This window comes from Pseudomonas sp. GLN_2, from assembly GCF_043106005.1.
GTDB lineage: Bacteria > Pseudomonadota > Gammaproteobacteria > Pseudomonadales > Pseudomonadaceae > Aquipseudomonas > Aquipseudomonas alloputida.
The window spans coordinates 119,070-139,684 of record NZ_JBICMC010000028.1 but is presented as its reverse complement, the minus strand read 5'-3'; the positions used below and the strand labels follow the sequence as shown (position 1 = coordinate 139,684).

Below are 20,615 nucleotides of genomic sequence, written 5' to 3'. Positions count from 1 at the left end.
GTAGGCCGAGTGCTGCAGCGTGGGGAAGCCTTGTTCCAGGTTGAAGCCTGCATCGGCATAGCGGCAGGCGGGGGCGTCGCCGGTGCGGGGTACGATGGCGTAGCGCACTGGCAGGATGGGCACGCGTGCGCTGCAGGCAGGGCCGGAGGTGGCGCTGCTGACGGAGGCGTTAGTCATGGGCAGGCTCCTTGCTTTCGACCAGTGCCTGGAGCTCGCGAAGGCGGGCCTGGGGCGACTCTTCGAGGTTGGTGTAGATTTTTCCCGCCTTGTCATTGCTCATCAGCCACATGTGCCCGGCTATCAGCCGAATGAATTGGCCCGCAACTTCCTCGCTCCGGAAATTGAGGGCTGTCAGTTGAGGCAGGAGTGTTTCTATCCATAGGCGTATGTCCGCCAAGGTATGGTTGGCATGGGGCGGCATGGCCAAGACCTCATGCGCCAATGAGAGGACAAAGTGCTCGTGAATGCCTGCTTGCAGCCGATCAAGTTCAAGCGGCTGGAGGGTCAAAGGCAGTTCTGATCTTGAGCGGGCAGCAATCGGCATGTTTTCGTGTGTCTTCCACTCATGAGCCGGCCCCCAGTTGACTCGCCATGCCAACCGAGACACCGGGCCAAGCCAGGCCTTGCGATGGTTGTCGTCCAGCGCATTCAGCCAGGCTGCAAGATGGTCCGGCGTGACATGGTGAGTGGCAACGCTGTGGTCAGGGAGCACGACCTGCACCAGGCTGGTGAAGTGGTCTGCCAGCCCTGCCAGGCCAACCTCGGCATCCAGCGCGATGGCTCCACCGATAGGCATCCAGGTCGTGATTGCATGGGCAAGCAGCTCGTGAGCGTCTGCAACGTCCACCAGCAAAGGCCCAAACTCATGACGGTCATCCAGGGCGCTGTTCTTCCATAACCATGCCTTTTGAGTATTCCGGCTGACGGCGTTTATAAGGTCGAGTACCGATGGGGCATAAGCAGGAACCAGTTCACCCTCCTGCGGGATGGGCCGATAGGCCCAGTACTCGATTGCCCTGGTCATGAGCAGCAGAAAGCGGCAGTTATGAGCGAAGTCTTCGCTGCGCGGAGCAGCTGATGACGGTGTAGTCATTGGACTGGCCCTCGGATACAGTGGCAATCGGGCAGGGGGCAGGAACCATCAGGGCGGCGCCCACACAAGCGCTCCAGAGGCTTGCCGGTGTTCGGGGCACTGCTGATGGAAAAGGGGCTTGTCGTCCCATTTGCCGACTTGAGCATCTGGCCGGTGATGCGAATCGTCGGGCTGTCCAGGGTGATGCCTGTTTCGTCGATTCGAATGGAGCCACCAGGGCCTTGGATGACCACGGCTTCCGATGCTCGAAGTTCATAACGGCGAGTACGTCTGCGGATATCCCCACGGGCTTCCAGCTCGGCATGCCCTTCGACCTGTTGTTCGAAGTTGCCACCGATACGGGTGTGGTGATTGGCGGCGATCTGGTCGTGACGGTGATTGCCGACGTTTTCGACACGGTCCTTGGCGATCCTGATCGTGTGGTTTCTACCGATGTCGAGCGCGGCGTCCTGCCCAATGGTGACGCGCTCGTCATTGCCAACCGTTTCCGTACGGTCGTGGCCGATCAGGATCGATTCGTCGTGATCGACTTGCTCTTTGCGGTCATTGCCGACCTGCGTAGTCTCATCGTGCTTGACCACATTGTTCTGGTCCCTCTGGGCATGAATGAACACTTCCTCCTGGCCCAGTTCGTCCTCGAAGCGCAGCTCGTTGAAGCCATCGCCCTTGTGGGTCTGGCTCTTGATGGTCATGCGGGTCTTGTGGCGGGGAAGGTCGTAGGGTGGCAGCTGGTTGCCGCAGTAAGTACGGCCGGTGATCATCGGCTGATCGGGGTCGCCGTTGACGTAGTGGATGATCACGTCCTGGCCAATCCGTGGGATGGCCATCGAGCCCCAGCTGCCGCCGGCCCAGCCTTGGGAGACGCGTACCCAGCAGGAACTGAACGCGTTGTCCTGGCTTTCTCTGTCCCAGGGGAAGCTGACCTTGACCCGGCCCCATTCGTCGCAGTAGATCTCTTCACCGGGCGGCCCCACCACGGTGGCCATGTGCGGGCCGTCAACGCGTGGTTTGGGCAACGGAGCTGGGCGCCACTCGGTTCTGCCTGGCACCAGTACCGCCTTTTGCTCGTAACGTGTGCCCTGGTCGGCCCCGGCAGCTTCTTCCTGCAGGCTGGTGAACTGGCTGCCTTCGTGGCGAACCGTGCTGACCCGCCAATGCACATTCAGGTCTTCGCGCGGGTGGCCGGTCAGGGTGAAGCTCAGGCCTGGTTGCAGGCGCACATCGTCGCCTTGGACTTGGGCAATACGCACGTCATGGCGCAAGCCGGTGATGCGGTTTTCGGTGAACGGCTTGCCAACGGCATCGCGTTTGTAACGGCCGGGGTAGTCGAAGCACTCATAATCCGTGGACTGGTGCTCAAGATAGGGGCCCGAGGCCCTGTGTTCCTGACGATAGGCCGGGTGGGTGAAGGTGTAGTCGCGTTGAACTTGCCGTGCAGTTCGCACTTGTTCGCTGTAGCGCAAGCGCCGTAGACAAGGTTGAGGCTGGTCGCCGCCGTGGTTGGAATGGTACAGCACGTTGTCCGGGGCTGACGGTTCACGCTCACGGTAGAAGCCTTCGGCGTCGTCCTCGTGCTTGATGGCACCGTGACTTATCAGACCGAGTGACTGCAGTCTGTCGGTGATGATCAGCTTATGGCGCTTTTCGTTGTGCTCGAAGCGGTAGACAAAGCCTTCTTCGGCCGCCAGGCGGGCGATGAAGTCGAGGTCGGTTTCGCCGGCCTGAACGCAGAATTCGCGCACCTGGTGGTCCAGGCTGGCGCGTAGTTCGTACTGGTCGATGCCCTGGCGCTTGAGCATCAGCTCGAGAATTTGCGGAACGGGGCGGCCACCGTCCCAGATGGTGAACAGCACGGGTTTGTCGAGCAGGTGGCCGAAGTCGACATCGTGTTCGAAGCTGACGAGGTCCAGGGTCAACGTGAACGGTTGGCTGAGCGCCTCCTTGAGCTTGAACGACACCACTTCGAACTCAGTGTTGCCCACGAGTGGTTCAAAGCTGTAGCGTAAATCAGATTGGCTAGGCATAAATATCCTTTCCGCCTTCTGAGTATTCGAAAAGCCCAGGCAGCGCGAGCCTGCCTGGGGCGTTTCAGTTAGATCAGGCGATCGGATTGCGCCAGTCGTCAGAACCTTCGGTATTGGCTACATCGTGAGCCCACGTGATCTTTCGATACGCCAGGGATACTTCAATCAGTTGTGTGTAGTTTTCATTGTCTTTGTCGAGTGCATGGGGAAGCACGGTATTGATGCTGACGATGGTGGCGTCTTCTAGCGTGGTCGTGAAAAAGTGCTCTTGCTTGCCTTCCTCCGAGGTGCGATACCAGCTGACTTCGACCGTTGGCAGCATTTCGCCGGTGGCAAGTGCCTGATACATCAGGGGGGTAGCTTTGTTCAGTGAACTGGTGAATATGAAAGGCTTATGCACGCGCTGGCCACTTGGTTGACCGCTCTGGGGGTCAGTGGGCGTAGTCACCTCATGCTTGATTTCCTGAACCAGAATTTGATCTTCATGGCCTTGTTGGAACACGTTGCCGACGGAGTCAGCGGTGAAGGCGCCAGCGGTGATGTTGCCTTGGGTCTGGCCTACGATCTTGATGTAAGCGGGTGTTGGCATGGCAGTTACTCCTGCGTCCATGTGGGTAAAGCACGCGCACCACGGTGGCGTGGCCATCGGAAACGATGGGCTTGTCAGCGAGGCAAAAACCTCGCTAATTCGTTGAATTCAGTGGTGCTGTGTCACGGTTGGCTATTGCTGCAAAATGCCGTTCAGCGACTCCAGCACTTCGGTGGTAATCAGGTGCAGGCGATAGCTGTAGATGCTGTAAGCCACCGCCATGGCGATGGCGGAAATCACCAAGGGGCTCCACCAGGGCCATTGCCGGTTCATGCGGAAGTTGCGTGGGGCCACATTGGTGTAGGGGTCGCAGACTTCTTCGGGGGTGGGGCCGCGCAGTTCGCGGATGATCCCGTGCAGTTGGTGAATCAATGCGTTGAGTGTTTCCTCGCCTTTCGGCGCGAGCGCGTATTTGCCCTTCAGCCCAAGGCACAGGGCGTAGTACATGAACTCCAGTACGTCCTGGTAACGCTTGGGCTCCTGCATCAGGCGGGTAACCAACGTGAAGATTTTTTCCCCACCCCAGGTCTCGTCGTGGAAGATGCTGAGCAGCGGCTCGTGGCTCCAGCAGCTGCTCTTGCCCCAGGGCCGCTCCATAACGGCCTCGTCTATGAACAGGCACAGACCGTAGGAATACGCCAGCAACTGAGCCGGCTCGTATCCGTGCTGGCGCATTTCTTCCTGAATGTTCTCGATCTGGCTGCGTACTTGCTGGTGCACGTCCTGGATATTTGGCAGCTCGTCCAGCGTACGCAGGCGTATAACCAAGCCGAACAACGGTGATGCGGCATCCAGCATCAGGTTGGCGAAGCCGCCCCGCAGCTGAAATTCCGGGTCAGCGGGGTAGCCTTCGGAAAAGGGCTCAGGCTCAGGTTTGTCCGTGGATACTTGCGCATTGGTTGCCGCAGCCCGGGGGGCGGGTACTGGCTTTGCAAGGGTTGAATCAAGCGCGTTGACTGCAGCGTTGTTTTCACCGGCGGGCGTGTTGTTGTCTTTTCCCATGTCACTCACTCCTGATCGCCCAGAACTGCAGTTCAAGCCCTGGGAAGTCGCCCGCAATGTGGATGCCGAAGCCATTCGCCTTGCTCATGCACGCCCAGGCCGGATCACGTCTGTCCAGCTCGAAGTAGCTGAAACCCGCATGGAAGGGCAGGTCGCGGGGCGCTACCGGTAATGGCAACAAAGGGATGCCCGGCAATTGCAGCGGCACCAGGTCATTCAGTGACTCAAGTGAGGTGATCTTGGCTTTCTGGATGAACATCTGGCGCAACGCCTGTGGTGGCATGCTGGCGCGCACGGCGAGGATGAAGTCGGCTTCGTCGATCAGCCGGCGGTCTTCCAGCGTGGTCGTCATCACGCCGAATTGTTCGCTCTCCAGCGGTAGTGAAACAGCGCGTGGCCGCAAGACGGTGCTCAGAGACCGACGCAAGGTGTCTTCCAGTGGTTTGAAAGAGGTGCGCAGCGCGGTGTGGTGATAGGCGGGGTATTCCTGCGGCAGCCGGTTCTGGTCGGTGAAGGTGACGAATTCGCCGCAGGCCTGGCTCATGCACAGGTACAGCTGCTCGGGGTGCGTTTGCGCTTGCCTGGCCAGATGCTGGAAGCATGGCCACCAACGGTTCATGGCCTGCAGCAGGTTGAAGTCGCGAATGTCGGCGATCCCGGACTGGCCCGAGGCACCAAGCCGCGTGGCAAGGCCGCGCGCCCGCTCGCGCAAGGTATGGGTGATTTCTTCAAGAAACCGCTGCAGCGCTGGCACCGCCCGCACCGAAACGCTGGTGGGGTAGAACGCTTCGTCCAGTTGCAGGCTGCCGTCGGGGCGCCGTTCCAGAATACGTGCCAGGGCCAGGCGGGTGTAGGCGCTGCTGTCTTCGGTCTTGCGTTTGAGCTGCAGGTTGGGCACCGCAAGGTCTACCTGCACCAGGTCACCGTCAGCGGTATGGGTATCCTTGATTTCCTGTGCCTGGGCGTTATAGCGGAAATTGGCTGCATTGTCGGGCCAGCTCACTTCGCGGCCGCCATCGGTACGCAGCGGCAGGCACAGATACACCTCACTGTCTTTGCACGCGTCGTCGCCGATTTCCAGCGGCGGCGGTGGCGGCAGGTCGGCGGGAATGTCGAATACCGTGCCGTCCGGCATCACACCTCGCGCCCGGGTGATGGCGACTTTGCCCAGGCTCAGGTATTCGTCGTTCAACTGAAGTTCGCTGAAGCCGTAGAAGGCTGCATTGAGGCTGGCGAGGCGCTGGTGCAGGGCTGCTTCGCTGGCCCTGGTCGCCTGCTGGAAATGCTGTGGTTTGACGAACAGGCCTTCGGGCCAGAGAACGGGATTGCGTGAACTCATGGGCGCTCCGTGTCAGTGTGAGTAAGCAGGAAGGGCAAAGGGTGTCGAGGCGCCATCAGTCTTCTTCCTTGAGCACGATGTGCGTGTCGTTGACCAGCACCGACAGCATGATCTGGCGGCCACGCGGCGGAACGCGCAGAACTTGCCGCCAACTGGCGTTTTCATGCCCTCGGTAATCGGCAATCACCGCGACGAAGCGGGTTTCGGCGTGGATAGGCTCGAACGGGATGTACTTGAACTGGCCAGGGCGCAGCAGGTAATCGTCACTGCGGATGTAGGTACTACGCAGCGCCTTGGCCGGGTCCTGCTCCAGTAGCTGGTACACGGTGTTGCGCAGCAGTGAGTCATCGCGCAGTTGCAGGATCGTGATGTTAATGGGCGTAGCGACCAGCGCTGAGGCAACGCTTGTGGTGCGCGGCAAGGTCAACGCCACCTGAGGGTCGTCGTAGCTGCCGGGGCCGCTTTCTTCCAGGGGTGAGCGCGCCGGGTCGCTTTCGTCTCCTTCGTCCAGCTCGACGGGGGACATGGCCGGGAATTGCGCTTGCAGGTATTCGAACAGAACCCCGATTTTTTCGGTCAACGCATAGGGGTCGCCAGCACTCAGGGTTACAGCGTAGGGGCTGGGCTCCAGGGCGCTATCCTGTTCGGCTGCGACGTCAAGGCTGTTCGGATTGCCGTTGAGGGTAGGGCTGGCATTGATGCTGAATGCGACCTCGGTCGGGTGATCCTTAGGCGGCCCGATGGGCAACGAGTGGTCCATGGCCACCTGGCTCATTCTGCTCAAAGAGGTGCAGCCGGTGGGCACGACCAGCGCAAGCAACAGGGTGGCGAGCAGAAGTGGATGAGGTTTCATGGGTATGCTCCGGCAATCAGGCGCTGCAGCGGGCTTTCTCGGAGCGCCCCTTCACCGTCTGCTGCGTCCAGCGCTGCCAGAGGGTCATTCCCCATGGCTGCTTTGAAGACCGAGCAGATCTCGACGGCTGGTTGGGGGGCAGAAGGCTGTGCCGGCCAAGCGGGTGCAGGCGCTTCCGCTATCAGGCGGTCGAGCACCCTCGGGTCCGGGTTGAACAGGTCCTCCAGCGAGCGCGTGCAGGCCTGATCCTGGGTGTACTGAACCTGTAGCCGATAGGTACCAATGAGAAGCTGGTCACCCTCAACCAGGCGTCTGGGTGGAAGCGGCCCCAGGCTGTTGGCACTGCCATTGAGGTAGGTACGGTGGCAGTGGTCGATCACACAGAAGTTGCCTTCGATCCAGCGGATTTCGCAGTGGATGGACGCAACGGTCTGATCGCGGTCATTGATCTGCCAGTTTGCTCGCCCGCTGCCGATGGTGCCGCCCTTGCAATCGAACAGGTGCCGAGCAGTAACGCCGTGCTGCAGTTGGTCGAGGTTGGTGATGCTCAAGGTGACTGTGTTCATGAGCGCCCCCGGATGCGTACAACCGGGCTGATCTGGCCATGCCGGTCATCGACGAAGCTGGTCCAGCCCAGGTATGCGCCCTGGCTGCGGTGCAAGCAGAAGGGGGACAACGCGCTCTGCTTAAGGCGCAGTTCCAGGTCGTAGGCCAGCCCGTCACGCAGCAGAAAGTCGATCAGTGCACGCAAACGGCCGAAGTTGATGCCGCTGGGCAGCAAGTCCCGCAGCTGTGTCTGGTCGAGTTCGCTGATCACGATGGTGAACTTGCTGCTGCGAGTGCGCGTGCGGCTGCCAATCATGAACGTGCTGCCCAGCTGGCCATTGGTCCGCCCCAGCCTTGCAAGCTGCCTGGACGGCGTGACGACTGATCGCGTCTCGAACTCGCGGATGTGCACCTGATTGAGGTCGAAGCAGTGCGCAATGATGCCGGCCACAGTGCCCGGCGCACGGCTGCGGCTGGCGATGACGCCGGCAAAACTGAGCAGGCGGCTCCAGGGCAGCGCCGTGTCCCCTCGCAACTGCTTGTCGTTAAGCCCAAGCAGGGCAAACACGTACTGCGAGAACCCGTCACTGGCACCTGGCTGGAAGCGGATGTAATAGCGGTACTTGCGCCAGATACGGTGCAACAGGCTGAGCAGGTAGTGGTTGAAGAAGTCGAAGAAGGCCGGGCGTACACCGATGCCATGCGCATGTTCATACGCCACCTGTTCCAGGTAATAGGTGGGCAATGGCGAATCGGTGCCGTGCAACCCCAGGAACGTGGCAATGATGCGGTAGCGCGCTTCCTCGGCGGGCACCCGCTGGGCTTTGTACACGTCCGAAACAGGGAAGGTCAGTCGTGGGTCGCAGGCCAGGCGCACGCGCCGCCGGGTGGCCTTGTCCGGCCAACGGGGTTCCAGGTCATCGCCATGCAGCCCGTGCAACCGCTCCAGCAACTGAAAGAAGTTGTACTGGTGCGCTTCGCAAAGCAGCTTGTCGGCTAGATCAGCGGTTGCTTGCCGGTCTGTATTGGCCATGTGTAGTGCTCGTTATTGGTGGTGTTGATCACTTCCAACTGGTGGAAGGAATTGATGCTGGCGTACAGGGCGAAGAAATGAGCGAGCACACAGCTGAAGAGGTACAAGTCGCCTTCGCAGAGGAAGGCGGTCTGGTCCAGTTTCAGCCGGGTGTGCAGGCCGCGAATGGGTTGCCCCTTGATCAGCCAATCCATGGGCTGCGTATGAATGTCGCGCATACCCTCCAGGCGTTTACGGGCGGTGCGGGCCTGCTGGATGTCGTGCAGGGCCATGAAGTCGTAGGCGCGGATCACCGCTTTCAGCGGCTCTACCGAGAGCAAGGACAGGTAGTTGAGCGACATGTTGGAGATCAATGCCCACTGCAACTGGCCGTCCAGCACCGGGCGACAGGGGCGGGTGGGTGTACAGAGATTGGTGTAGGTGGCCAGAGGCGGCGTAAGTTCGGTCAGAACGTTGATGTCATCGATGCCCAGCGCCAGCGGGAGATCCCGATTAGTGCAAGTGAGGTCGATGGACGCGGTTTCCAGCTCGCCTATGTAGCTGTTGGCGTCGGCGCGGACGAAGGCGATTCGATGCATGACGCCATTGCCGTGCAGGCACTCTTCCAGCTGGCAGCGGTAATACAGCGCCGTGCGCCCCTGGACGTGCTCGATTTCATGGGCGAATGACTCGAAGGGACGGAAGGTCCGAAGGTGCTCACCGGTGTTCCCATCAGTCGTCGTTCGGGTGCTGATCACCTGATCGACACTGAAGATTTCGTAGCCGTACGGCGCTGTGCCCTTGGGCTTCAGTGGAACCATGGCGTCCTTGCCGGACAGGTCGATGGGCTCGGCGCTGTGCTGGAACAGGTTGACCGCAGGTGCGCAGAACAGGTTGAAATCTGCTTTGCCGACACGCAGCGAGTCGGGTAGCTGGCGCGTGAAGTGAAATTCGAGGTTTACCTGCTGGCTGTCATGAGCTGGCCAGATCTTTTCAAGCCCAGTAACGTTGAAAAAGTGGAAGCGTTGGGGGAATGCGAAGTATTCCTGCAGGATCCGGTAGCCATCAAAGACGTTCTGTGGATAAGGCAGCAAGGCGTCGTTGGGGCTGAACCCTGGGAATGCGATGCTGTTTGCCGGCAGCCGACGAACCACGTCATTGATGCTCACGCTGACATGCTTGAGGTATTGGGAAACCCACAGGTAAAGCGTGCGAGCGGTTCGGGCATCGCCGCTGAGGTAAAAGTCGAGGCTGGTACAGCCCAGGCTGTTCAACGGCCGCTCGGCCAGTGATTGAAGGCCGATGCAGATCACAGAACTGTCGGATGTCTGGGTGGCTGCCACTGTTTCGATCTCGAACGGATGAATGTTGACCGCTGTACAGGTGCGGAACTCGCAGGCCACGCCGTCTACCGGTTTCGAGAACAGCCGCGACCCCTTTGGGATGCGCTGTGACTGGCTGAGGGATTGCCTCACCGGGCTGAACTTGATGATCGTCGCGCTGGGCAGCGGCCGCAGGTAGTTCGGCCACAGCAACTGCAGCATGGGATGGGTCAGCTCTGGCAAGTCGTCTTCCAGCTTCAGCCGTAGCTTGGCGGTCAGGAACGCGAAGGCTTCCATCAGGCGTTCGACATCGGGGTCGCTGGCACCTTTGCCAAGCAACCGCGCGAGTTGTGGGTTGTCCTTGGCAAAGTCGTTCCCCAGTTCGTGCAGGTAACGCAGTTCTTCGCTGAAACGGTCTCTCAGTGACATCGGTCACCTCACGCGCGTGTAGCGGTTGTGCCCATCGACCAGCAGCTCGAGTTGCAGCTGCTCTGCGTGGTTGTTGACCTGTACCAGGCAATCCAGCCTGAAATGCAGCTCCAGCGGGGCAAGGGTATCGGGCACTGCGTTGAGCGTGCGTACCTGTATGCGCGGCTCGAAGCGCTGGAGTGTGCGGCGGATATCCGCGCTCACCTGCACAAGCAAGTCGCCGTTGCTCACGTCATGCCCGTTGAAGTCGCGCAGGCCCAGCTCAGGGCTGCTCTGGGAGCACCCCTGGCGGGCATTCAGTAGCGTTTCGAGGTGGCGCTTGATGGCGGCGAACTTGTGGGAAGCGCTCTCGCGTCGGGAGGCCTCTCGGCAGATGCACTGGTCCACCATCAGGCGATCAAAAAGACCACTCATTGCGTATCGAGCCGCCCGACCAGGGAAATCTCGAAGTTCGCGCCCATGTACTTGAAGTGCGGACGTACGGCGAGCGAAACCTGGTACCAGCCCGGGTCACCCGCAACATCCGAGACCTCAATACGGGCGGCACGCAGCGGCCGGCGGCTGCGAACGTCGGCAGACGGGTTCTCCTGGTCGGCGACGTACTGCTTGATCCATTTGTTCAGCTCGGACTCAAGGTCACGGCGCTCTTTCCAACTGCCGATCTGCTCGCGCTGCAGCACCTTGATGTAGTGGGCGAGCCGGTTGACGATGAACAGGTAGGGCAACTGGGTACCCAGCTTGTAGTTGGTCTGTGCCTGAAGCCCCTCAGGGGTTTTCGGGAAGTGCTTGGGCTTTTGTACCGAGTTGGCGGAGAAGAACGCGGCGTTGTCGCTGTCTTTGCGCATGGTCAGGGCGATGAAGCCCTCTTCGGCCAGTTCGAATTCCTTGCGGTCGGATATCAGCACCTCGGTAGGAATCTTGGCCTGTAACTGGCCCAGGGATTCGTACAGATGGACCGGCAAGTCTTCGACAGCACCGCCGGATTGGGGGCCGATGATGTTCGGGCACCAGCGGTAGCGGGCGAAGCTGTCGTTGATGCAACTGGCTAACAGAAAAGCAGAATTGCCCCACAGGTAGTTGTCGTGCTGCCCGGCGATGTCTTCGTTGTAGTTGAAGCTCTCGATCGGTTGTTCCTGCGGGTGGTAAGCGGAGCGAAGCATGAAGCGCGGCCCGGTTAGGGCGACGTGGCGGGCGTCTTCGCTTTCACGAAAAGCGCGCCACTTGGCATGCCGAGGGCCGGCGAAGAGGTCTTTTATTTCCTTGAGGTTAGGCAGCTCCTCGAAGCTGTTCAAATTGAAGAATTCGGGGGCAGGTGCGGCAAGAAAAGGGGCATGGGACATGGCGCCAACGGAGGCCATGTAACTTAGCAACTTGATGTCAGGGGAAGAGGGGCCGAAGTTGTAGTTGCCTACCATGGCCGCAACCGGCTCTCCCCCGAATTGGCCATAACCCGCGGTGTAAACATGCTTGTAGATACCGCTGCAGGTAATGTCAGCAGCATTTTCGAAGTCGTCGAGCAGGTCCTCTTTCGTGACATGCAAGACTTCAAGCTTGATGTTCTCCCTGAAGTCCGTGCGGTCGACCAGAAGTTTAAGGCTGCGCCATGATGATTCAAGCTGCTGGAACTCAGGCTGATGCAGAATGGCATCCATCTGATTGCCGAGCATTCGGTCGATCTCGGCAATCATCTGGTCGGCTCGGTGCTTGTTGATCAGTTGATCTGGGTCATTGCTTTTGAGTATTTCGGTGATGAAGGCAGATACGCCCTGCCTGGCAATCTGGTAGCCCTCCTGGGCAGGTACCAGTTTGGTTTCTGCCATGATCTGGTCGAGCAGGGTGGCATTGCTCAATGTGTCGGCCGTTGCGTCGGTGGTGATGGCGGTGCTGCTTGGCTTGGGCATGTGGACGCTCCGTTGTCTCAGTCTTGTTCTGGCGCCTCAAGCACCAGGTCCAGTTCTTGGGCGAGCTGCTTACGCGCCTGCTCGTTGTTAAGCAGGTGCTGCAATTGCTTGCGGAAGGCCGGGACGTTACCCAGCGGGCCTTTCAGGGCGACCAGTGCTTCGCGCAGCGCCAGCAGCTTGTTCAGCTCGGGCACCTGGCGCGCGATCCGGTCCGGTCCGAAATCGTTGATGGACCTGAACTGCAGGTGGACGGCCAGTTCGGTATCCGGGGCGGTGCCGAGCCTGGACGGTACCGTTACGGCCAGGCTCACGTTGGCGTCGTTCAAAACGCTGTTGAATGTATGTTTATCGATGCGCATGACCTGACGGTCCTCAAGCGCACGGTTGTCATCCAGGCCGAAGTCGCCCAGCACCAGCATCTTGTGCGGCAGCTCCACCTCAGCCTGCTCATCGCTGGTAGCGGGGACATACTTGATATTGACGCGTTCTTTCGGCGCAACGGCTCCCGTATTTTTAGACATCGGTACGCAACTCCCTGTTGGGCTGTAGGATGTTCAGGTGCTAGTTGTGTTTATTGTTATCTCGGTCTTGTAGGAAGATTCCTACATATGTTCAGTGGGTTGGATAATTTTTCCGATTTCTATAAAAACCATGCATGCAAAAGTGATCTTTGGTCGAGCATTAAGATGTAAGGAAATATTTGTTTGTGTGCATTCGGTGCTGTGTAATAGGCTTCTGCTGGAGTTGTTTTAATTGGTCGTACGGGTGCATGGGCATTGCTATCTATTTGTAGGAAAGTTCTTTGCTCTATATAGGCCGTTAGTACTTTTCGGAGAGTAAATTCAGGATGATTAACCGCTGTGCATATGGCGCTGGTCTCTCGTTGCTGTTTTGTCTGCAGCCGGTGCTGGCAGGCTCCACGCGGGACTGTCCCCGGATCGTGTCCAACGTCGAGCGACTGGCCTGTTTCGATCAGGCTGCTGGCACCCCGGCGTACACGCCAAAACGGCAGTGGTCTGCACCGGAGCAGCAGGCCCCCACGGTGTCACGTGTGATGGCAAATGAAGCTGAACGGGCACCGGATGACCTGACGTTTCGCATCGGGAGCCAGCCTCAGGACGGGGCAGGCGCACCAGCGCTTGTGATTTCGGCGCCCGCCATCGCATCGGGTGATGAACGTGCCTACATGGCAATCAGTTGCATACAGGCCATCTCCCGGCTGCAGCTGATTGCCAGGCGTCCGATCGAAGCAAGCTGGGTCAAGGTACGCCTGAGCGGGGAGGGCTGGTCTACCCGTGAGACGCCCTGGCAAGTGATGGAGAACGGCCAAGTGCTCGATGCCGGGCGGGGCCTGCCCGCCATCGAGCAGATCAGGAAGCTGATCGGTGCCCAGCGTATCGAGGTTGTGAGTGATCACGGCGAGGTCGACGGGCTGACCTTCGATGCGCAAGGCCTGGACCCCTTGATTAGCCGGGCGCGAAGCACATGTCGGTGGTAGCGCAGGTATCCGGGGAAGAGGTCACTCGGTTGCTCGCGCCGATTGATCCGGCAGCTCCGGCTGGCCTGTTCGATGTCGAGGACGAAACCTATCAGGCCATTGATCAGGAGATGGTCAAGCTGGGTGGGCTGCAGGAAGCCTCGATCGACTGGGTCTACATCGAAGACGCGTCCCGTCAGTACCTGAGCCAGCAATGCAAGCACTTGCGAATCGTTGCGCACCTGAGTGCCGCATGGTTGCGTAGCGGCTGCTGGGAGCAGTGGGGATGCACCTTGGCGTTGCTGGCCGGCATGCTCGAGTGCTATTGGGAAGCCGCTCATCCCAAGCCTGGACCGAAAGGCTTCCTGGGCAAGCGCAAGCTGGTTGCCCTGGTGATCGATCGCTTGGCCGAGGCGCTCCCTCGTCTTGATCGTTTTACCTACACCCCGACCCACGCAGCGGCAGCGCAGGCTGCCTTGAAACGCCTGCAACAACAGGAAACAGTGCAGCTGGACACGGCAGCACTGGGCGAACTTGAGCGCCTGCTAGGCAAGTACTCGGAACTTGCCAACGGTGTTGGCGAGGCTGCTGTGCCCAAAGCGCCGGCTGCAACCGAGAAGCCTGCGCCGTTGGCCGATGTCATCGCCACACCCGTGTCACGCATGTCGATGGGCAATGAGCGTGAGACACGGCGGGCCGTGCTGTCCATGGCCGAGCTCATCAACCAGCAGGACCCTTACGACGCTACCGGCTATCAGTTACGGCGTTTCGGTTTGTGGGCGCACATTCAGGTTGCTCCCCAAGTCAGGCAGGGCAACCGTACGGAATTGATGGCGGTGCCGCTGGATATCACGCGGGTCTATGACGAGGCCATTGCCAGTAAGGCGGTTGACCCCGCCTTGCTGCAGCGTATTGAAAAGAGCCTGACGGCTTGCCCCTTCTGGATTCGTGGCAGCTTTCTGGCTGCGACCGTCGCCACACAGCTGGCGATGTGCGAGGTGGCCGAAGCCATCCGCTGTGCCACCGCCCGGTTTGTACAGCGCATGCCGTCGCTGCAGCAGTTGTGCTTCAGCGACGGGCTGGTATTTGTCGACGACCAGTGCCTGGCCTGGCTCAAGGGTACGCAAGGGCCGTCTGGCCAAGGTGCAACCCCCCAGGAGTTCAGCGACCTGCGCGAGGAGTTGGTCAGCCAGCTGGAAACCGGTGGCGTAGAACCGCTGCTCCTTCGGCTGCAAGGCCTGCAAGCGGGCTTTCGTGCTCCCCGTGAGCGCTGCCACACCACCGTGATTGCAGCTGATCTGCTGGCCGCGCGGGGTGTGTCCTGGCTGGCCCAGGACCTGTGCGCCAACGTTGCCCGAACCATGCAGCAAACCACCGCCAGTGCGTGGGAGCCCGAGGTGTTTCAGCGGCTTCAGCAGTACGCGGCATCCCCAGTGCTGGCAGTTCAAGACAAGGATCAGGAGCCTCGATGAATCAAATATGGATGCAACTCAAACGTTGGGGCTGGCCGTGGGTAACGCGCATTGGCCTGGCGCTGCCGCTGCTGTTCGGGCTTGGCGCCTTGCTGATGCTGGTCGCTATCTGGTGGCTTGGCCCGCAATGGACGTGGCGGGAGCAGCAGCCGCTGGCAAGTGTGGCTCATCGCAGCGTGGCAAGCCTGGTGCTCGTGCTGGTGCCGCTTCTGTGCTGGCTTGGGGTGCTGCGCACGCGCTTTCGCCGCCTGCAAGCGGAGCGCCGGCAGGCACTGGCCGCCGAACAGGATGTCGCGCTACCGTTCGTGCAGGCGCAAGAGCGGGCCTTGAGCCAGGGGCTTGAGCGGTATCTCGACAATGCCGGTGGGCGACGCGCGTTGTACCGGCTGCCTTGGTACCTGGTGTTGGGCGACGAACAGGCCGGTAAAAGCAGCTTCATCGACCGCACCGATCAGCGCTTTACCCTGACGCGTATCGACCAGGCCCAGGCACGGGGCCGACAGGCTGAAGCACTGGCCTATCCGGTAGGCTGGTGGGTCAGCGACGATGCCGTGATCATCGACCCGCCCGGCGTTTTCATCAGTCAAAAACCACCGGTGGGCTCGGCGGCCAATGACCCCACCAATGCCTCCTCGCCGCCTGGCATCCAGGCCCGGTTATGGGAGCACCTGTTGGGCTGGCTGCAGCGTAAGCGAAGCCAGCGGGCGCTCAATGGTGTGTTGCTGGTGGTCGACCTGCCGGCGCTGCTGCATGGCAAGCCCGAGCAGCGCGTCGCGCTGGCCCATGGGTTGCGCACACGCCTGTACGAAGTGAGCAGTCAGTTGGGCGCGCGCCTGCCGCTGTACGTGGTCCTGACCAAATTCGATCTGCTGGACGGCTTCGACCAGTTCTACAGCCAGCTTCCGGCCGCCAAGCGTGAAAGCCTGTTGGGGTTCACCTTCAAGCTGGATGCGGTTGACGCGTTCGACGCCTGGCTGGATGAGTATGACGAGCACTACGGGCGGCTTCTCACTCAATTGCATGAGCAGGTCATCGATCGGCTGGATGTACTGGGCAAGACAGCACCATGCGGACGCCTGTTCTCACTGCATGCACAGCTGATCGGGTTGCGCCCCATACTGCAGGCATTCTTGCGCGAAACCCTGGCGAGTGACCGGTTCACCACGCCACCCTTGGTGCGTGGTGTGTACTGGTCGTCAGTGGTACAGCAAGGCGACATGCGCAATGCCTTTGTCCGTGAAGCGGCTCAGCCCTACACGACGAAGCTACCCCTGCGTGAAGGTAAGGCACAGGGGAGGGCGTTGGTCTATTTCATTCAGCAAGCATTCAGGCGGGTTATTTATCAGGAAGCCGGGCTGGCGGGCGACAATGTTCGGGTTGCGCGCAGCAAGCGCCACTTGCTGTGGGTGGGCTCTGGTGTAGGCATCCTGGCGTTCAGTATCGCCATTGCCAGCTGGCAGCGTTACGCCGAGATCAATGGCGCCAAGGCTGCCAGTGTGCTCGCCAAAAGCCAGGAGTACAGTGGTCACGAAGTCGATATGCGTCTTGATCCGACCGGGCGCAACCTGCTGGCGCCACTGGACCGGATTCGCGATGCGGTGGCGGTGTTTGGCGACTATCGTGCGGCCTGGCCGGTGGTTGCCGATTTTGGCTTGTATCAAGGGCGCAACATTGGTCCCTTGGTTGATGAGGCGTACCTCAGCTTGTTGTCGAAACGTTTCTTGCCGGCCTTGGCCAGTGGTGTGATCGATGCCATGAACGCTGCACCACCTGGCAGTGAGCAACAAATGGCCGCGCTCAGGGTTTACCGGATGATCGAGGACCGCAACAGCCGCCGGCCAGAATGGGTCGAGGGCTGGATGGCCCGTCAGTGGCAACGGGCCTTTCCTGGCCAGGGTCAGTTGCAGCGTGACCTCATGCAGCACCTGAAGTACGCCTTGGCCTATGCCGATACCGATTTGCCGCAATACCGCCAGCGGGTCAGCGAAGTGCAGCAGGCGTTGCGCAAATTGCCGTTGCCACAGCGGGTCTACGCAGGGCTGAAACATCAATCGTACGAGCAGGTGCACGCCGGGCTGGACCTGCGCCACCAGGTAGGGCCTGCGTTCGATGTGGTGTACCAGCCGTCTTCCGGGTCGAGGCAAGGGGGGGAGGATGTAAGGCTGGCCGGCATGCTCACCGCCAAAGGCTTCAGGGATTACTTCGAGCCGCACAGCCAACGCTTCGCTGAAATGGCGATGGTTGATCAATGGGCATTGGGGGAGCGCAGTCAACTCGACTATTCGGACGTCGACCGCGATGCGTTGACCGAGCGGCTGTATAACCTCTACAGCGCCGATTACATTGACAGCTGGCGGCGCGCCCTGAACGCGTTTACGGTGGCTGACTTCCGTGATCTGGACCATGGTGTCGCGATCCTGGAGCAGTTGACCGGCCCCGCAGCACCGTTGCAACGGCTGCTGGATACGGTCAGGGATAACACCTCGCTTGCGTCTCCAGCAGTTGTTGAATCACCGGGTGAGCTGAGTACGCTGCGGGTAGCAACCGGAAAACCCGAGCAACAGCAAGCGTTGGCCATCCAGCGGGCGTTTGCAGGCCTGGGCGCCATGCTGCAGGCGACAGGAGAAAAGCCGAGCTACTACGATGAAACCCTTGGCGCTGTTGCGGCCGTGCTGGACTACGCCAAGGCGGTACAGGACAGCCCGGACCGCGGCAAGGCCGCGTTGCAAGCCGTGCATCAGCGCTTTGCGATGACAGGGCAGGACCCGATCGGTACCCTGCAACGTGTTGCCACAGGTTTACCGGAGCCTATCAGCCACCAGGTCAGAAAGCTCGCCGACCAGACTGCCCAGGTGCTGAATGTTGAAGCACTGCGCGAACTGGAGCGACGTTGGGATGCTGACGTGTACAGTTTTTTCCAGCAACGCCTGGCAGGCCGCTACCCCTTTGTGGTGAAGGCACCCGATGCTTCTTTGGATGACTTCGAGGCGTTCTTCGGGCCGAAAGGGCGCCTGCAGCAGTTTAATGATCGGTATCTCAAGGTTTTCCTGAAGGACAACCTTGAGGCTTTGCAGTCCGCTCAGCACGGGCAATCCCTGATTCGTGCCGACGTGATCGAGCAGCTCGAGCTGGCGGAGCGCATCCGCGAAACCTTCTTCGATCAGCGTGGCAAGCTGAGTGTGCAGTTCAGCATCGAGCCCTTGGGGCTCAGTGCGAACCAGCGTACCAGCCTGCTGGACCTGGATGGCCAGTTGATTGCCTACACCCATGGCCCAAGCCATATCACGGGTATTGTCTGGCCCAATACCCTGGGGCAGCAGGTCCGTAGCAATCTCACCTTGCTAAGGCAAAATGGCAACAGCAGCAGCCTGGAGTACCGTGGCCCGTGGTCGATGTTCCGCTTGCTAAGCCGCGGCGCGCTCAATGGCCGGACGGCGACCAGCGTGGACCTGAGCTTCCGGACCGGAGATGGCGTGATGCGCTATCGGCTTAACGCTGAAAAAGCCTTCAATCCCATTACCCAGCAACCGTTCAAAGGCTTCCGCTTGCCCCGAGGCTTATTGCAACAGCCAGCCAATGGGGTGCAGGCGGCGCTATCGGATGAGCAGCGACTATGAACATCGTCAGGGGCGCAATGCATTGACTGGGCAGGCTTTCGAAGCCTGGGTATGCGCTGGCTGCCCCCGGCCTCTGCTTACTCCACAGCCTCGGCCACGCCCCGATCCTCACCCAGGAACCCGCCACTCTGGTGCTGCCACAACCGTGCATAGGTACCCTGTTTCGCCAACAGTTCGGCATGGGTGCCTTGCTCGATGATGCGCCCTTCATCCATCACGATCAGCCGGTCCATGGCGGCGATCGTCGACAACCGGTGGGCGATGGCGATAACGGTCTTGCCCTGCATCATCTCATCCAGGCTCTCCTGAATGGCCACTTCCACCTCCGAGTCCAGCGCGCTGGTGGCTTCGTCAAGCAGCAGGATCGGTGCGTTCTTCAGCATCACCCGGGCAATTGCAATGCGCTGGCGTTGGCCGCCAGACAGCTTGATACCGCGTTCACCCACCAGGGTGTCATAACCGCTGTTGCCCTGGCGGTCGCTGAGCTGGCTGATGAAACCGTCGGCCTGGGCACTGGCCGCAGCGGCACGGATCTGTGCCTCGGTAGCATCGGGGCGGCCATAGGCAATGTTGTCGCGAATCGAACGGTGCAACAGCGAGGTGTCCTGAGTGACCATGCCGATGGCGCTGCGCAGGCTGTCTTGCGTGACCTTGGCGACGTTCTGCCCGTCGATGCGTATTTCCCCCTTGTCCACGTCGTAGAAGCGCAACAGCAGGTTGATCAAGGTGGACTTGCCGGCGCCGGAGCGGCCGACCAGGCCGACTTTTTCGCCCGGACGAATGTGCAGCGTCAGCTCATTGAGCACCTGGCGCTCACCGTTGTAGTTGAAGCTGACCTTGTCGAAACTCACCGCGCCACCCGTGGTGACCAGCTCTGCAGCACCCGGCGCATCCTGCACCTTGGGGCCGCGGGTGAGGGTGGCCATACCGTCCTGCACGGTGCCGATGTTTTCGAACAGCGAGGTAATTTCCCACATGATCCAGTGCGACATGCCGTTGACGCGCAAGGCCATGGCGGTGATTGCTGCCACGGCCCCGGTGCCGACCTGGCCCTGGTGCCACAGCAACAGTGCATAGCCACCGGCACCAAAGATCAAGCCCACCACCAGCGCCTGGTTGACGATTTCGAACTGGCTCACCAGGCGCATCTGGCGAAAACCGGTCTGCTTGAAGTCTTCCATGGCTGCGCGCGCGAAGTGCGCTTCGCGGTTGGAGTGCGAAAACAGTTTCACCGTGGTGATGTTGGTGTAAGCGTCAGAAACCCGCCCGGTCATCGACGACCGGGCATTGGCCTGCTCCTGCCCGACCTTGCCCAGCCGGGGTACGAAATACAGCATGGCCAAGCCGAACAGCACGACCCAGGCAATGAAGGGCAGCATTAGTTTCAGGGCAAAGCCGCCTGCCAGGGCAATGATCGCGATGAAATACACGCCAATCCCTGGCAGGATTTCGATAAGGGTGAACAGCACATCGCGCACTGCCAGTGCCGTCTGCATCACCTTGGTTGTGACCCGGCCAGAAAACTCGTCAGAAAAGAACGACAAGCTCTGGCGCAACATCAGGCGGTGAAAATCCCAACGCAGCCGCAGCGGCAGGTTGATCGCCAGCACCTGGTGCTGAACCATGGTGCGCAGCGCCACCAGCCCGATGCTGACCACTAGGACGATGCCGATCCCCCACAGCACACGGCTTTCCTCGGGGCCAACAGTACCGCCTGCCTGCCAGGACGCGAGCAGGTCGACCACCTGGCCCAGGAACGCGAACAGCCAGGCTTCGTATACCGACACCCCGGCACTGAGCAGTGCCAGCGCCAGGATGTAGCCACGGGCGCCGCGGGTACAAGCCCACATGAAGCGCAACAGGCCAACGGGCGGCGGTGGTACCTCGTCGGGTGGGAAGGGGTCGAGCCGACCTTCAAAGATACGCAGCATGCTTGTCT

Annotated in this window: 16 protein-coding genes; 3 read left to right on the top strand and 13 right to left on the bottom strand. The window is 60.5% G+C overall.

The annotated features are described in order from the left end of the window. Positions 1 to 169: 169 nt before the first annotated feature. From ACF8Q6_RS08325 to tssB, 12 genes are all read right to left on the bottom strand, one after another. Positions 170 to 1,093 carry a DUF4123 domain-containing protein gene (locus tag ACF8Q6_RS08325; RefSeq protein WP_392489640.1) on the bottom strand — a complete coding sequence of 308 codons (924 nt, stop codon included), beginning with the start codon at positions 1,091 to 1,093 and terminating at the stop codon, positions 170 to 172. Further along, the gene (locus tag ACF8Q6_RS08320; RefSeq protein WP_392489639.1) at positions 1,090 to 3,117 is read right to left on the bottom strand and encodes a type VI secretion system Vgr family protein; all 2,028 of its coding nucleotides are present in this window, start codon (positions 3,115 to 3,117) and stop codon (positions 1,090 to 1,092) included. Before ACF8Q6_RS08320 ends, ACF8Q6_RS08325 begins: the two co-directional genes overlap by 4 nt. A gap of 73 nt (positions 3,118 to 3,190) precedes the next feature. After that, entirely contained in the window at positions 3,191 to 3,706 is a 516-nt protein-coding gene (locus ACF8Q6_RS08315) for an Hcp family type VI secretion system effector (protein ID WP_012052029.1), read from the bottom strand. Positions 3,707 to 3,838: 132 nt separating this feature from the next. Beyond that, positions 3,839 to 4,708, bottom strand: a complete 870-nt coding sequence (icmH, locus tag ACF8Q6_RS08310) for a type IVB secretion system protein IcmH/DotU (protein ID WP_392489638.1) — start codon at positions 4,706 to 4,708, stop codon at positions 3,839 to 3,841. Between the two features lies 1 nt (position 4,709). After that, positions 4,710 to 6,047: a type VI secretion system baseplate subunit TssK gene (gene tssK, locus ACF8Q6_RS08305; RefSeq protein WP_392489637.1), complete on the bottom strand. Its 1,338-nt coding sequence runs from the start codon at positions 6,045 to 6,047 to the stop codon at positions 4,710 to 4,712. Between the two features lie 55 nt (positions 6,048 to 6,102). Continuing rightward, on the bottom strand, positions 6,103 to 6,900 hold the full coding sequence (tssJ, locus tag ACF8Q6_RS08300) for a type VI secretion system lipoprotein TssJ (protein ID WP_392489636.1): 798 nt from the start codon (positions 6,898 to 6,900) through the stop codon (positions 6,103 to 6,105). Further along, positions 6,897 to 7,466 carry an FHA domain-containing protein gene (locus ACF8Q6_RS08295; protein ID WP_392489635.1) on the bottom strand — a complete coding sequence of 190 codons (570 nt, stop codon included), beginning with the start codon at positions 7,464 to 7,466 and terminating at the stop codon, positions 6,897 to 6,899. Before ACF8Q6_RS08295 ends, tssJ begins: the two co-directional genes overlap by 4 nt. Then, positions 7,463 to 8,479 carry a type VI secretion system baseplate subunit TssG gene (tssG, locus tag ACF8Q6_RS08290; protein WP_392489634.1) on the bottom strand — a complete coding sequence of 339 codons (1,017 nt, stop codon included), beginning with the start codon at positions 8,477 to 8,479 and terminating at the stop codon, positions 7,463 to 7,465. Before tssG ends, ACF8Q6_RS08295 begins: the two co-directional genes overlap by 4 nt. Then, positions 8,443 to 10,209 (bottom strand): type VI secretion system baseplate subunit TssF, encoded by a 1,767-nt coding sequence (gene tssF, locus ACF8Q6_RS08285; RefSeq protein ID WP_392489633.1) that lies wholly within the window; start codon positions 10,207 to 10,209, stop codon positions 8,443 to 8,445. The genes tssG and tssF overlap by 37 nt, the downstream gene beginning before the upstream one ends. A 3-nt stretch (positions 10,210 to 10,212) precedes the next feature. Continuing rightward, positions 10,213 to 10,623 carry a type VI secretion system baseplate subunit TssE gene (gene tssE, locus ACF8Q6_RS08280; RefSeq protein ID WP_014753480.1) on the bottom strand — a complete coding sequence of 137 codons (411 nt, stop codon included), beginning with the start codon at positions 10,621 to 10,623 and terminating at the stop codon, positions 10,213 to 10,215. Next, positions 10,620 to 12,110 carry a type VI secretion system contractile sheath large subunit gene (gene tssC, locus ACF8Q6_RS08275; protein WP_012052037.1) on the bottom strand — a complete coding sequence of 497 codons (1,491 nt, stop codon included), beginning with the start codon at positions 12,108 to 12,110 and terminating at the stop codon, positions 10,620 to 10,622. Before tssC ends, tssE begins: the two co-directional genes overlap by 4 nt. 17 nt (positions 12,111 to 12,127) lie before the next feature. Then, on the bottom strand, positions 12,128 to 12,631 hold the full coding sequence (tssB, locus tag ACF8Q6_RS08270; RefSeq protein ID WP_392491333.1) for a type VI secretion system contractile sheath small subunit: 504 nt from the start codon (positions 12,629 to 12,631) through the stop codon (positions 12,128 to 12,130). A 326-nt stretch (positions 12,632 to 12,957) separates the two neighbouring features. Between tssB and vasI the strand changes: the two genes are divergently transcribed. From vasI to tssM, 3 genes are read left to right on the top strand one after another with little or no spacing between them, the layout of a single operon-like run. Continuing rightward, positions 12,958 to 13,608, top strand: coding sequence for a type VI secretion system-associated protein VasI (gene vasI, locus ACF8Q6_RS08265; RefSeq protein ID WP_202607568.1), 651 nt, complete (start codon positions 12,958 to 12,960; stop codon positions 13,606 to 13,608). Next, complete coding sequence (gene tssA / locus ACF8Q6_RS08260; protein WP_392491332.1) at positions 13,596 to 15,059, top strand: type VI secretion system protein TssA; 1,464 nt, start codon at positions 13,596 to 13,598, stop codon at positions 15,057 to 15,059. Before vasI ends, tssA begins: the two co-directional genes overlap by 13 nt. Further along, positions 15,056 to 18,676 carry a type VI secretion system membrane subunit TssM gene (gene tssM, locus ACF8Q6_RS08255; protein ID WP_392491331.1) on the top strand — a complete coding sequence of 1,207 codons (3,621 nt, stop codon included), beginning with the start codon at positions 15,056 to 15,058 and terminating at the stop codon, positions 18,674 to 18,676. Before tssA ends, tssM begins: the two co-directional genes overlap by 4 nt. Positions 18,677 to 18,753: 77 nt before the next feature. On the opposite strand, the gene ACF8Q6_RS08250 is transcribed toward tssM, so the two are convergent. Beyond that, positions 18,754 to 20,607, bottom strand: coding sequence for an ABC transporter ATP-binding protein (locus ACF8Q6_RS08250; RefSeq protein WP_392491330.1), 1,854 nt, complete (start codon positions 20,605 to 20,607; stop codon positions 18,754 to 18,756). Positions 20,608 to 20,615 lie beyond the last annotated feature (8 nt).

Bases quoted from the DNA above. Each gene is read 5' to 3' on its own strand.
- ACF8Q6_RS08325 (WP_392489640.1), bottom strand. From the start codon at position 1,093: ATGACTACACCGTCATCAGCTGCTCCGCGCAGCGAAGACTTCGCTCAT.
- ACF8Q6_RS08320 (WP_392489639.1), bottom strand. From the start codon at position 3,117: ATGCCTAGCCAATCTGATTTACGCTACAGCTTTGAACCACTCGTGGGC.
- ACF8Q6_RS08315 (WP_012052029.1), bottom strand. From the start codon at position 3,706: ATGCCAACACCCGCTTACATCAAGATCGTAGGCCAGACCCAAGGCAAC.
- icmH (WP_392489638.1), bottom strand. From the start codon at position 4,708: ATGGGAAAAGACAACAACACGCCCGCCGGTGAAAACAACGCTGCAGTC.
- tssK (WP_392489637.1), bottom strand. From the start codon at position 6,047: ATGAGTTCACGCAATCCCGTTCTCTGGCCCGAAGGCCTGTTCGTCAAA.
- tssJ (WP_392489636.1), bottom strand. From the start codon at position 6,900: ATGAAACCTCATCCACTTCTGCTCGCCACCCTGTTGCTTGCGCTGGTC.
- ACF8Q6_RS08295 (WP_392489635.1), bottom strand. From the start codon at position 7,466: ATGAACACAGTCACCTTGAGCATCACCAACCTCGACCAACTGCAGCAC.
- tssG (WP_392489634.1), bottom strand. From the start codon at position 8,479: ATGGCCAATACAGACCGGCAAGCAACCGCTGATCTAGCCGACAAGCTG.
- tssF (WP_392489633.1), bottom strand. From the start codon at position 10,209: ATGTCACTGAGAGACCGTTTCAGCGAAGAACTGCGTTACCTGCACGAA.
- tssE (WP_014753480.1), bottom strand. From the start codon at position 10,623: ATGAGTGGTCTTTTTGATCGCCTGATGGTGGACCAGTGCATCTGCCGA.
- tssC (WP_012052037.1), bottom strand. From the start codon at position 12,110: ATGCCCAAGCCAAGCAGCACCGCCATCACCACCGACGCAACGGCCGAC.
- tssB (WP_392491333.1), bottom strand. From the start codon at position 12,631: ATGTCTAAAAATACGGGAGCCGTTGCGCCGAAAGAACGCGTCAATATC.
- vasI (WP_202607568.1), top strand. From the start codon at position 12,958: ATGATTAACCGCTGTGCATATGGCGCTGGTCTCTCGTTGCTGTTTTGT.
- tssA (WP_392491332.1), top strand. From the start codon at position 13,596: ATGTCGGTGGTAGCGCAGGTATCCGGGGAAGAGGTCACTCGGTTGCTC.
- tssM (WP_392491331.1), top strand. From the start codon at position 15,056: ATGAATCAAATATGGATGCAACTCAAACGTTGGGGCTGGCCGTGGGTA.
- ACF8Q6_RS08250 (WP_392491330.1), bottom strand. From the start codon at position 20,607: ATGCTGCGTATCTTTGAAGGTCGGCTCGACCCCTTCCCACCCGACGAG.